Source organism: Thermoleptolyngbya sp. M55_K2018_002, from assembly GCF_015295965.1.
Classification (GTDB): Bacteria; Cyanobacteriota; Cyanobacteriia; order Elainellales; family Elainellaceae; genus Thermoleptolyngbya; species Thermoleptolyngbya sichuanensis.
The window spans coordinates 1-10,462 of record NZ_DVEA01000322.1; the positions used below are offsets into that span (position 1 = coordinate 1).

The following is a 10,462-nucleotide window of genomic DNA, read 5'->3' on the forward strand; positions in this document are numbered from 1 at the left end:
TGCGAGCTGGGATGGTCTTGCCCCAACTGGCTGACCACAATCGACAGCGCCCTCAAATACAAGGGTTCTGCTTCGCTGTAGCGTCCCATGGACTGATACAACCCCGCCAAATTGTTCAAACTGGTGGCGGTGTCGGGATGGTCTTTGCCCAACTGCGCTTCTCGGATGGCGAGCGATCGCCCATACAAGGGTTCTACTTCGCTGTAGCGTCCCATGGACTGATACAACCCCGCCAAATTGTTCAAACTGGCGGCCAGGTCTATGGACTGCTCATTTTTTTCTTGAAGGGCGATCGCTCTTTCAAAATATTCAATTGCCTGAGCTAGCTCTGCGGGATAATCCAGCGCTTCACCCGTTTCTAAGCGCCTGGCATAGATGCGTCCCAGTTGGGCATAGAGCGTGCCTAACAGCGGATCGGCCGGGTTTTGTTGCTCTACGTTTTGCAACAAAGCTTTCAGATCTTCCAGGGGCAGCAGCGCGTCGTCGTCCAGTTTGGGCAGATCTAGGCCAAAAGTGCGGAACGGTTCCAACTCTCGAGCAGGGACGGTGATGGTTTTGCGGGAAACAAAGCGAAACACGCCTTTTCGCCAGCTCCAAAAATCCGGCGATTTGCGGCTGAGATGCCCCAGAATTTGATACGTTACCCAGATCACGATAGGAAAGCGGAAGTCGCGCAGGGCCTCGCGTGTCCATTGCAAATAGCCAAAAAATCGGTCTTGCTCGGAGAGTTCGTCGCTCTGGCTCAAAAAGGAAAGCTGCTCGGCTCCGGTCAGCGTTAGCACGGCTCGGCCCCCCTGCTTGAGGTATTCGTCGTTCTGCACAGCAGTATAGATAGCGGCCCTAAGGCTGGGTTCGTCTTTATCCAGCACCAGTCGGTAGGCTTTTACCTCTGGTGCAAGGTCGCGTTCGTATCGAGCAATGAGGGCTTCGCGCAGTTGGGAGTCATCGCACACCGAAATTAGCAAGCTAAGCTGCCCCTCGCTGGCTTCAATCGCAGTCAGCAGGTCATCGTAAGCGTTCTGGTTTTGTGTTTCTAGGTCATGCGCTGGGGAGGCAGTCATGAGAGTTGCCCTTTCAGCTTCAGCAGGTCGATGACAATTGGGTGCAGGTCATACCAGATCTCGGCGTTGCGGTATTCCAGCACATGCAGCCCGTGCAGCAGGTCAAGGAATGCCTGAGCTTTGGGGTCGTCGGGCTGGAGCCGTTCATAGGTGGTTTTGAGAATATCGTAGTCCGCTTTGCTGAGGGTGGTTTCAAAGTCCAGCCGCAGGTCTTGCACAGCCTCCTTCAAAATCTCTGCATCAATAACAGTTGCTTCGTCGGGTTGGCGGCGCACCCGCCGCAGGCACAGCCGACAGCAAATGTTCGACAGGCGAATCAGCTCTCGCAACACGCCGCCGCTATAGAACACAATTTGCGTGGCGATTTCAGGCGGCAGCAGTTCGTCAGAAATCCGTCGATGCAGGATGTCACAGAGCGGCTGCACATTTGCGGCAATGGGCTGGGCATCAGGTAGGCGGCGATCGCCCCGCGCAAACAGCTTGCTCACAGGCATCACCACAATTTGATCGTTCGACTCTGTAACCAGCACGGCTCTGAGCGCAGAATCTCGCAGCGACGAAACGGGAATTATGTAGATAATCCGAAATGCAGGCTGGAATAGCGCCTTAATGTGGTTTTTGAAGATTTTCTCGACATCACCCAGATCTAGCTTGTCTAGATCATCAATAATTACCAAAACTTGTTTTCGAGTAGCGGTCTGGATCTCAGCGGTAATGATGTTGATCCGGGCAATCAGTTCCGAAATTTAAAGAACACCACAAAAAAGCCATTCTTTTCGCAGCGCCGCCCAAACTCTGCCAGCAGTGTCGATTTACCGCAGCCGCGATGTCCGGAGAAGATTGTCTTGCCGCTGCGCGTGTCGTCGTCTTCGATTGGTTGCTGCAACTCTTCCAGAACTTCTTCACCATAGCTGACGCGAAACCGATCTAGCTCTCGCTGATCTAGCAGCGGCAGCAGATCTAGATTGCGGTAAGCTTCCTGAAACTTGGCAAGGCGATCGCCCGACATAACTCCTAAATCTCACTCAACCCAAGACCCGAAATCCAAAATAAAACCCAAAACCACCCCACCACCAACCCTGTGCGATGAATCTGCTTTGAATCGTAGAGGATCTATGAATCGAATTAAACCTGCGACGGGTCAATCCCCAATTCCCGCAGCTTTGCTGCCAGACGCTCTGCCCGCTGGCGTTCCTGCTCCTCTGCCTCTTCTGCCGACAGGATCAGCGCTCCATCCGGCGTGAAAAAGCGCAACCGCTGGTGAGCAATGCCCAAGTATAGCCCCAGTTGCTCACTCCAGAGCTTGCCGTCTGTGGGTTCGATGGGCTGGTAGGTTCCGCCGATCAGCCGAAAGCCGGACAGTTCGAGCGTGTTGGGGTCGAGCCAAAAGTATTCGGGCGTGCGGAATGTGTTTTGGTAAAGCTCCTTTTTTGCGCCCTTATCGACGGCGGCAGTGCTTTTGGAGAGGATTTCTACAATCACGTTGGGGTATTTGCCATCCTCCGCCCACACCACCCAGCTTTTGCGCTCTTTTAGCTCCGTGTCCAGCACCACAAAAAAGTCGGGCCCTCGAAAGTCGCGAGTGGTGATCTTGTCCTCGCTGTAGTAGATGGTCAGGTTGCCCGTGACGTAGAAATCGGTGCGGTCGGCCCAATAGCGCTTCAGCAGGCGAATCAGCAGGTCAATCTGGTCGCGATGAAAGTCAGATTCCAAGGGGGGTTCGTCGCTCCATAAATCGGTGGGGGGCAGGCTGATGTCTAGCTCTTCTGCCAGGGCTGCCAAGTCTTCTGGAGGAATGGCGGATTGGGGAGAGGCGGAGATAGTCATTGCAAAGTACGCCGAATCGATTGGGTCATCCAACGTCTTGGATTCAAAGTCCTGTATCCAAAGTCCCAAGCCTTGAAGCCGCTTGGGGTGTATCTCACTTTTGTAACCCTCACCCTAAATCCCTCTCCTAAAGCGGGAGAGGGACTTCCAATCCGGCTCCCCTTCTCCCTTTTTGGGAGAAGGGGCTGGGGGATGAGGGCAAGCTTGCATACTTGCATAACTGAGATGCGCCCAGCCGCTTGTGAATACCTTTATTTATGCTTAGTGTATACCCTCAGCTTTTCGGAGCAGAGAACGACTCCCCTGCTCCTGACTGGTTTTCTCTTGACTGGATAGCAGTTCCATCGCCATGAAAGTCCTCCTGCTCGGACTAATCCACTCCTACCGCATCCTAATCTCGCCGCTGTTTCCGCCAAGCTGCCGCTTTCAGCCCACCTGCTCGCAATACGGACTAGAGGCGATCGCCCGCTACGGCTCCATCAAAGGCGGCTGGCTAACGGCAAAGCGCATCGCCCGCTGCCACCCCTGGAGCGAAGGCGGCTATGACCCCGTGCCGACGGAGGAAAAGTGACAAATGGAAAAAAGAAGAATGAAGAACGAAAAACGAAAATTCTTAGGCATCTCCCAAACCTGTCCTAAACCCTCTTCCCTCTTCCTTTTTTCGTTCTTCCCTCTTTATTCTTCCCTCTTCGTTCTTCGTTCTTCGTTCTTCCCTCTTCCCTCTTCCCCATCACTCCGCTGGCGACGGGCTGGGTGAAACAGCAGGAGTCGCCTGGAGCCACGCATCGGGCGATCGCCCCACGGCGGTTTCAAAGTCGAGCGAGACGAGGGAAACGGTGAGGTTTTGCGGATTTTCCGGTGCGTCAATCAGGGCGTAGATGGCGCTCTGGTTAAAGTTTTTGTTGCCGAGGGCGAGGGTGTGGGGTTTGCCGTTGGCGGTGAATTCGATGGTGGTGGGGGGCTGGTCGAGTCCGTAGGTGGCGAGGTCAGCCGGGGGAATGGAAAAAGTGCGATCGCTCATCCCGGTCGCCAGTAGGTTTGCCAAAAACGCAACGGCGGCATCGTTGGCTACGCCCTGCTGGGGCTGTTTCATTTGCCACACGCCATTTTCGTCTTTTTCAAAGAGCAGCGTTTCATTAGGCTTTTTCACGGTCAGCGACTGGATCTGGCTTTCCTCTATTGCAAACAGCTTTTGCGGAGTGGTCTGTCCTGCCTCTTCGGTGCGTGGAGGCTGCTGCAACGACCACAGGCTGACGCTGCCCAAGATCAGCGCGGCAAAGAGGAGCCAGAAAGTAGCGGGCTTGAGTTTCATAGCGCAGAGTAACGATAGCGAGGGATTGGAGGGCTAGAGGGTGGGGGAATCGGTGCAAAGTCTAGTGCAAGTTTCTGGTGCAAGGAGTCTGGTGCAAGGGTCTGGTGCAAGGGTCTAGTGCAAGTTTCTGGTGCAAGGGTCTGATGCAAGGGTCTCAGGTATCCGCCGAACCCCGATTAGCGCCGTCGCCACCACACGCCCACCGCCAGCGCCAGCCCCGCCAGCGGCAAAAAGACCAGCGAGGCAAGAATCAGCGCAATTTGCTGGGAGGGAGAGAACAGCACGCGGCGATTGGTGGGTTCGGCAGCGCGGACGGAGAAGGTGGGGTCGGCTTCTTGGCTGAGCCAGCCAATGGCGTTGAGGAAGAGGTCGCGGTTCAACTGCTGGTCGATCAGGCCGTTGGTGGCAAACGTGGAGTTGCCGATCGCCACCATTCGCACTTCGTCCTGAACAGGCGGCTCCTCTGCGTCGGGCGAGGGGCTGGGGGTGGGCGCGTTTGACAGGCGACGGCTGAAGGCAGCGCCCAGAACGAGATTGCCCTCTGGCGCTTGGGGGTCAAGCTGGAGCTGGCCGTCTTCGCCGATTTGCTGGGCCTGGGTGCGGGCATTGGTAAACAGCAGTGGAGTCATCTCTACGCCCTCGACTTCGCCCAGTTCCAGCGGCCGCGCCAGAGGAAAGAAGGTGATGCCGTTGTTGAGTCCGTCGGTGATGGGGTGCGGGCCATATTCCGTGATGATAGTGACTGCGCCATCGCGGCCGGCGGCAGGGTCTACTAGGATGCGATCGCTAAGGGCAACGCCCCAGCCTTCCAGCAAATCGTCCAGTTCAGGATTAGCCTGGGGATCGACCAGCAGCAGCAGTCCGCCCTTGCGGGTCTGAAAGTCTTTGAGGCGAGTGATTTCTTCTGCCAAAAGCGGCCGCTGGGGGCCAGCCACCACAATCACCGCAGCGTCGGCGGGAATTTCGGCGGTGTTTGCCAGGTTCAGCGGTTCTGCCTGAAAGGTTTCGTCCGTTAGGCTGGTGAGGGCCTGGGACAGCCCGCCTTGACCGGGGTTCAGTTCCCGCTCGCCGTGCCCTTGCAGGAAGTAGACCTTGGTCTGGCGATCGCTCGTAATCTTCACCAGCGCAGTGGTCAGCCGTCGCTCCGAGAGGCGCTGGGAGGGGCTGATGGTCTGCACCAACTGGCGGCGATTCCCGGAGGCATCGCTTCGCGAATCGCCCTTCTCTACATACACTTCGCCAAAGTTCTGCACGCCAAAGCGCTCGGCAAGTCCGGGCTGCACCTGCGGATCGACATATTCATAGGCGAACCCGTCAGGATTTTGGCGGCGATAGTTTTCCAGCAGATCGCGATCGGCAGGATTCGGCGCCAGGTCAAAGATCCACACTTTGACGGGATCTTCCAGCGACTTCACCACCTCCTGCGACTGGGGCGCAAGGGTAAACAGGCGATTCTCCGTCAGGTCTAGGCGCGTGTTGTAGCGCGTCGCCAAAAAGTTTGTGAGCAGGAAAATAGCCAGCACCGCCAGCGTTGCCAGCACCGCATTCGTGCCCGCCTGGGTCGAGCGTTTGCCCCATAGTCCCTGAAATCCGCTGGCCTGAGACCCCAGCCACACCACTAATAGCCCAATGCCCGCGCTCAGCAGCCCAGCGGGTATGGGGCCCCAGGTTCCTGCCACCAGACCTGCCGTTAGCCCCATGAGAATCAGGAACAGGCCGGGCCAGATTAGGTGTTTGAGTTTGAGGTAGGGACGGAGGGGTTTCATGGGGAAGAGAAAAGAACGAAGAGCGAAGAACGAAGAGGGAAAAGGGAAGAACGAAGAGGGGTGTTTTTGGGAACGCGGGTTAGGAACGCTGGAATCGGAGGGCTTCGATGGATTGGGCGGTGAGGAAGATGCCCAGCAGGATGTAGCTGAGGTAGAGGACGAGGCTGCTGGTGTTGAAGATGCCTCGGCTGAGGTCGTTGTAGTGTTTGATTAGCGAGAGGTGGGCGATCGCCTCTCCGGTGGGGCCGCCGACCCCGTTGGCGATTAGGTCGGTGACCCAGAGCAGCAGCATCAGCCCAAAGGTCAGCACGGCGGCGAGGATGGTGCTGTCGGTGAGGGAGGAGATGAACATGCCCAGGGACAGCACGGCGGCGGCCATCAGAATCAGTCCCAGATGCCCCATCAGCAGCACGTTCAGGTTGGCGGCGGGGTTCGATGCGGCAAACAGGGTGCTTTCATACAGCAAGATGGGCAGCAGCATGGTGATGAAGAAAGTCAGCACGCCCAGCAGTTTGCCGACGGCGACGGCCCAGTTGGTAATGGGCGAGGTGGCCAGCAGTTCCAGCGTGCCGCGCTTGCGCTCTTCGGAATAGAGTCCCATCGACAGCATCGGCAGCAAGAACAGCGCCAGGGAACCCAGCAGCCCCAGAAACACGTTCAGGAACTGGTAGGGCACGTCTACGGGTGGGTCGGTGATGCCGGCCTGGTCGCGCTGGGCAACGGCGGCAAGCAATCCCTCTGGGCCAAACAGAATGACCACGAAGAAGAAGCCGCTCAGCAGCCAAAACACGGCGGCGATCGCATAGGCAAAGGGGGAGGCAAAGTAGCTCTGGAGTTCTCGCCGATAAATTGCCAGAATGTTGCTCAAAATGACGCGCATCTAGGCTGCTTCCTCCTCGGATGGGGACTGGTTTTGGGGTTCATTGGAAAGACTGGGGCCGGGGTCGGCGGGCGCGTCGGCCATGGTGAGTTCCAGAAACACCTGCTCTAGGTCGGCCTGCACCCGCCGCATTTCATACAGCCCCAGCCCTGCACCGATGACCGTGGCGGCAATGTCGCGGCCGGGGTCGGTTCCTGGATTGGAGATGACACGCAGTTTGTAGCGGTGGGGCGGCAGCCCTTCGACGGTTAGTGCGGTGACGGACTTTACGCCTGCGAGGTATTGCAGCCGCTCCTGAGCCACCAGCAGTTCGCCCTCCACTTCTAGCTCATAGCCCGCACCGCCCGACAGGTCTTCCATCAGGCGATCGGGTGTGTTGGTGGCGACGACGCGGCCGCGGTTGATGATGGCGACGCGGCTACAGGTCATGCTGACTTCCGGCAGAATGTGGGTCGAAAGAATGATGGTGTGGTCGCCGGCCAGACTTTTGATCAGGTTCCGCACGTCGATGATTTGGCGCGGGTCGAGGCCGACGGTCGGTTCGTCCAGCACGATGACGGGTGGGTCGTGGACGATCGCCTGGGCAATGCCGACCCGCTGCCGAAAGCCCTTAGACAGCTTGCGAATCAGGGTGTCTCGCCGTTCCACTAGGTTGCAGCGCTCTAGAGAGGACTGGACGCGCTGGGGGCGATCGCCCGCTGCCACGCCCTTCAGCCGCGCCACAAAATGCAGAAACCCTTCCACCGTCATGTCGGGATAGAGGGGCGGCGTTTCTGGCAAATAGCCAATCCGCTGCCGCACGGCCATCGAGTCCTCATGCACGTCGAACCCGGCTACGGTGGCAGTGCCGCTGGTGGCGGGCAAGTACCCGGTTAAAATCCGCATCGTCGTTGTCTTGCCTGCCCCATTTGGCCCCAAAAAGCCCAAAATTTCTCCTGGCTCCACCGAAAACGTCACATCGGTAATCGCAGGGGTGGAGCCGTAGACTTTGCTGAGGTGTTCGACGGTAATCATGAGGGGCGGGCAGGATGAAGGGTTAGGTCGTTTTGGCGCGAGGGAACAAGCGGGGTTTGGGAAGTTTTCTGAGGTTTAGGGAAGAGCGACTTCCTGAGGGGCGCGACGAATGCAATTGCTGGAGTCCATGAAAACGCTTGGCGAGCAATCCAAAATCGCAAGTCCAAAATCGAGAATCGACCTTGGAGGATCGAAAGCGCTCCGGAGCAACATTCCCAATCTTTGCTCTCTCCACTCCCAACAACGGCAAATTGTAGCCAACATTGCGAATTTTCGATCTGACGGAGATGTGTCAAGCGTGTGACAGCGCCTCGAAGTTCTTGTCTTGCGACTGATTTACTGTGGCTGATTTACTGCGACTGATTCACTGCGGCTGATTTACTGCGACTCATTCACTGCGGCTCATGCTTTGCGACTGATTCACTGCGGCTGATGCTTTGCGGCTCATGCTTTGCGTGCGACTGATTCACTGCGGCTGATGCTTTGCGGCTCATGCTTTGCGACTGATGCTTTGCGGCTCAGGTTCCAATGTCTGACCTCTAGCTCGACCCCTAGCTCGGCCCTCAGCGCCATTCTTGGTTCAGCGTTGACCGACCACGCTCCACCAGACGAGGAGGGCGATCGCCCCTAGACCGACGTGCTGTGGCAGCAGATTTTGCAAGGGCTGGCGGGCAATTTTTTGCGTCAGGAAAATGCTGAGGGTGAGGGTGCTGAGCAGCGTCACGCCCTGTAGAAACGCAATCACGGCGGGATGGGCCACGACGACGGGCATCCCTGCGCCGCTCAGTCCAAAGGTGGCGAGGGTAACGGGCACGATGCGGCCGGCTTCGGTCAGTCCCAGATGCAGGTAGTGTGCCAGGTTGCAGCCCAGCACCAGGGGCAGATAGCCGTAGGCCAGTTCGATGAAGGGCTTGGGCTTGGGGGTGATGCGCTCGATCAGGCTGTGGCAGAGGAGGGCGATCGCCCCCGGCAGCACCAGCGCGATCGCCGCCAGTCCGGCATGAAGCGCAAAGGGGCCGAGCGGAGCCGCATCGTATTGCAGCAGCGTGGCCAGCAGATCGCTGTCGCCAAACCCCAACCGCGTCAAAATTGTCGGCAGCCGATGCAGCACCACCGCCCCCGCCAGCAAAAACAGCAGGCACACCTCCGGCCGCGTGGGCTTGTGGGTAGTCCAAAGTTCAATGCCGGGGGGTCGCAGGTTGAGTTCTACCGAGCGGTGCGGACAGGCCTTCAGGCAGGTCATACACAGCACGCAGTCGCGGTTGTCCTGGAGCTGCGCCGGGTGCGAATAAATTGGGCAGCCGCCGGTTTCCTGTCCTTCGCCCTTTTGGGGCCCGCCCTTATAGCACTGGTAGGTCGTGCAACTGGCGGAACAGATCCCTTGCTGCGCCCGCAGTTCAATCATCGACAGCTTGGCAAACAGGCCGTTCATGCCGCCGATGGGGCAGAGATAGCGACACCAGAAGCGCCGCTCAAACAGGAACGAGAAAATCACGGCTCCGGCGGTAATCAGCAGCAGCAGGCAGGCAGAGAGATAGGCTGTGTTCTCCAGATGCCACAGTTCTTCCCAGAGCAAAATCAGCGCAAATAGCCCAAACAGGAACCAGCCGCCCCATTTTTCTGCTTCTGGACGCGACCAGGGCAGCAGCTTGCGACCCAACACGCTGGTTGAGACTTTTTGCGAAATTTCGCCGTAGATCATAAACGGGCACACCGCGCACCACAGCCGCCCCACAAACGGGAAGCCAATCAGCACCAGCGGCCACCACCAGGCCCAAAAGAAATTCAGCGCAAAGTTTTGGTCGCGGGTCTGCGGGCCCAGCCAGAGAACTGCAATCACCAGCGGAAAAAACCAGACCGTGAAGCCGTAGTTTATCCGGTCGGGCCACCACGGGCTGCGGAGAAACTGGCGCAGCTTGGGATAGGAGTTGAGCAGGTTGACCCGAAAGCGGCGGGTCTTGCTGCCTGTTGCCCAAAACACCTCTTCCGTTAGCACGGGCGCACCGCTGGACTGGATGATGGCGCGGCCGACCATGCCCTCTAGCTCCGTCAGGTTGCCGGGAAAGTCGTAGCCCTGGAGCCGCCGCAGCGCCTCTGGTGCAAGGGTGGGACGGGCCAGTCCGCGCGAGGAACAGTAGAGGCTAATGTAGTAATTCACCTGGGTTTCGAGGTCGGCCTTTCGCACGCGCAGGGGCGGCACTTTGATGGCGTGACCGACGAGGCGATCGAGTTCGGGGAGCGATCGCTCTGAGGTGAAGATCATTCGCGCACCCGACTGACGCGGCTCTGGTTCTGGATCGCCTTCGCGGGCGACAGGACGGTAGGTTCCCGTTTCCAGCAGTTCCGCCAGCCTAGGCTGGAGCGCCTTGGGCACGTCCTGCACGTTGTTGATTAGCAGCGTGCCGTTGCCTAACCAGCTCAGTAAACCGGGCTTGCCATTCACCCGGCCAAACAGGTCTGCACCGCTAGGTTGCAGCATATCGCCGTTGAGCTTGATCATGGGCTGCTTGCGATCGCCACTGCCAAAGTGGATCAGGGCGGCCGCGTTGTCCTTGCCCAGCCCCGGCTCGCCAAAGATGAGGACCGGACGGCGATCGCCCGC

At 58.2% G+C, this 10,462-nt stretch carries 10 protein-coding genes; 1 reads left to right on the top strand and 9 read right to left on the bottom strand.

From position 1 onward, the window contains the following. The 4 genes from IGS51_RS16360 to IGS51_RS16375 all read right to left on the bottom strand — a co-directional run. Nucleotides 1–1,061 (bottom strand): tetratricopeptide repeat protein (locus IGS51_RS16360; RefSeq protein ID WP_297079851.1); only part of this gene is annotated, 1,061 nt, incomplete at its 3' end. Beyond that, the gene (locus tag IGS51_RS16365) at nt 1,058–1,738 is read right to left on the bottom strand and encodes a hypothetical protein (RefSeq protein WP_297079853.1); all 681 of its coding nucleotides are present in this window, start codon (nt 1,736–1,738) and stop codon (nt 1,058–1,060) included. The genes IGS51_RS16360 and IGS51_RS16365, both read right to left, overlap by 4 nt. Before the next feature lie 56 nt (nt 1,739–1,794). Next, nucleotides 1,795–2,070 carry an ATP-binding protein gene (locus IGS51_RS16370; protein ID WP_297079855.1) on the bottom strand — a complete coding sequence of 92 codons (276 nt, stop codon included), beginning with the start codon at nt 2,068–2,070 and terminating at the stop codon, nt 1,795–1,797. 116 nt (nt 2,071–2,186) lie between these two features. Beyond that, nucleotides 2,187–2,888, bottom strand: a complete 702-nt coding sequence (locus IGS51_RS16375) for a Uma2 family endonuclease (RefSeq protein WP_297079857.1) — start codon at nt 2,886–2,888, stop codon at nt 2,187–2,189. Nucleotides 2,889–3,237: 349 nt separating this feature from the next. On the opposite strand from IGS51_RS16375, the gene yidD reads away from it, so the two are divergent. Further along, nucleotides 3,238–3,459: a membrane protein insertion efficiency factor YidD gene (gene yidD, locus IGS51_RS16380; protein WP_205370053.1), complete on the top strand. Its 222-nt coding sequence runs from the start codon at nt 3,238–3,240 to the stop codon at nt 3,457–3,459. Nucleotides 3,460–3,618: 159 nt separating this feature from the next. On the opposite strand, the gene IGS51_RS16385 is transcribed toward yidD, so the two are convergent. From IGS51_RS16385 to IGS51_RS16405, 5 genes are all read right to left on the bottom strand, one after another. Next, nucleotides 3,619–4,200, bottom strand: a complete 582-nt coding sequence (locus IGS51_RS16385; protein WP_297079859.1) for a DUF4340 domain-containing protein — start codon at nt 4,198–4,200, stop codon at nt 3,619–3,621. 176 nt (nt 4,201–4,376) lie between these two features. Next, nucleotides 4,377–5,966, bottom strand: a complete 1,590-nt coding sequence (locus tag IGS51_RS16390; protein ID WP_297079861.1) for a Gldg family protein — start codon at nt 5,964–5,966, stop codon at nt 4,377–4,379. Between the two features lie 79 nt (nt 5,967–6,045). Beyond that, nucleotides 6,046–6,846: an ABC transporter permease gene (locus IGS51_RS16395; protein WP_297079862.1), complete on the bottom strand. Its 801-nt coding sequence runs from the start codon at nt 6,844–6,846 to the stop codon at nt 6,046–6,048. Continuing rightward, nucleotides 6,847–7,860: an ABC transporter ATP-binding protein gene (locus tag IGS51_RS16400; RefSeq protein ID WP_297079864.1), complete on the bottom strand. Its 1,014-nt coding sequence runs from the start codon at nt 7,858–7,860 to the stop codon at nt 6,847–6,849. A gap of 580 nt (nt 7,861–8,440) precedes the next feature. Next, on the bottom strand, nt 8,441–10,462 hold a 2,022-nt coding region (locus IGS51_RS16405), incomplete at its 5' end, for a sigma 54-interacting transcriptional regulator (RefSeq protein ID WP_297079866.1).

Coding starts and splice junctions, on each gene's coding strand:
- IGS51_RS16400 (WP_297079864.1), bottom strand. CDS start 7,860: ATGATTACCGTCGAACACCTCAGCAAAGTCTACGGCTCCACCCCTGCG.
- IGS51_RS16385 (WP_297079859.1), bottom strand. CDS start 4,200: ATGAAACTCAAGCCCGCTACTTTCTGGCTCCTCTTTGCCGCGCTGATC.
- IGS51_RS16370 (WP_297079855.1), bottom strand. CDS start 2,070: ATGTCGGGCGATCGCCTTGCCAAGTTTCAGGAAGCTTACCGCAATCTA.
- IGS51_RS16390 (WP_297079861.1), bottom strand. CDS start 5,966: ATGAAACCCCTCCGTCCCTACCTCAAACTCAAACACCTAATCTGGCCC.
- IGS51_RS16375 (WP_297079857.1), bottom strand. CDS start 2,888: ATGACTATCTCCGCCTCTCCCCAATCCGCCATTCCTCCAGAAGACTTG.
- yidD (WP_205370053.1), top strand. CDS start 3,238: ATGAAAGTCCTCCTGCTCGGACTAATCCACTCCTACCGCATCCTAATC.
- IGS51_RS16395 (WP_297079862.1), bottom strand. CDS start 6,846: ATGCGCGTCATTTTGAGCAACATTCTGGCAATTTATCGGCGAGAACTC.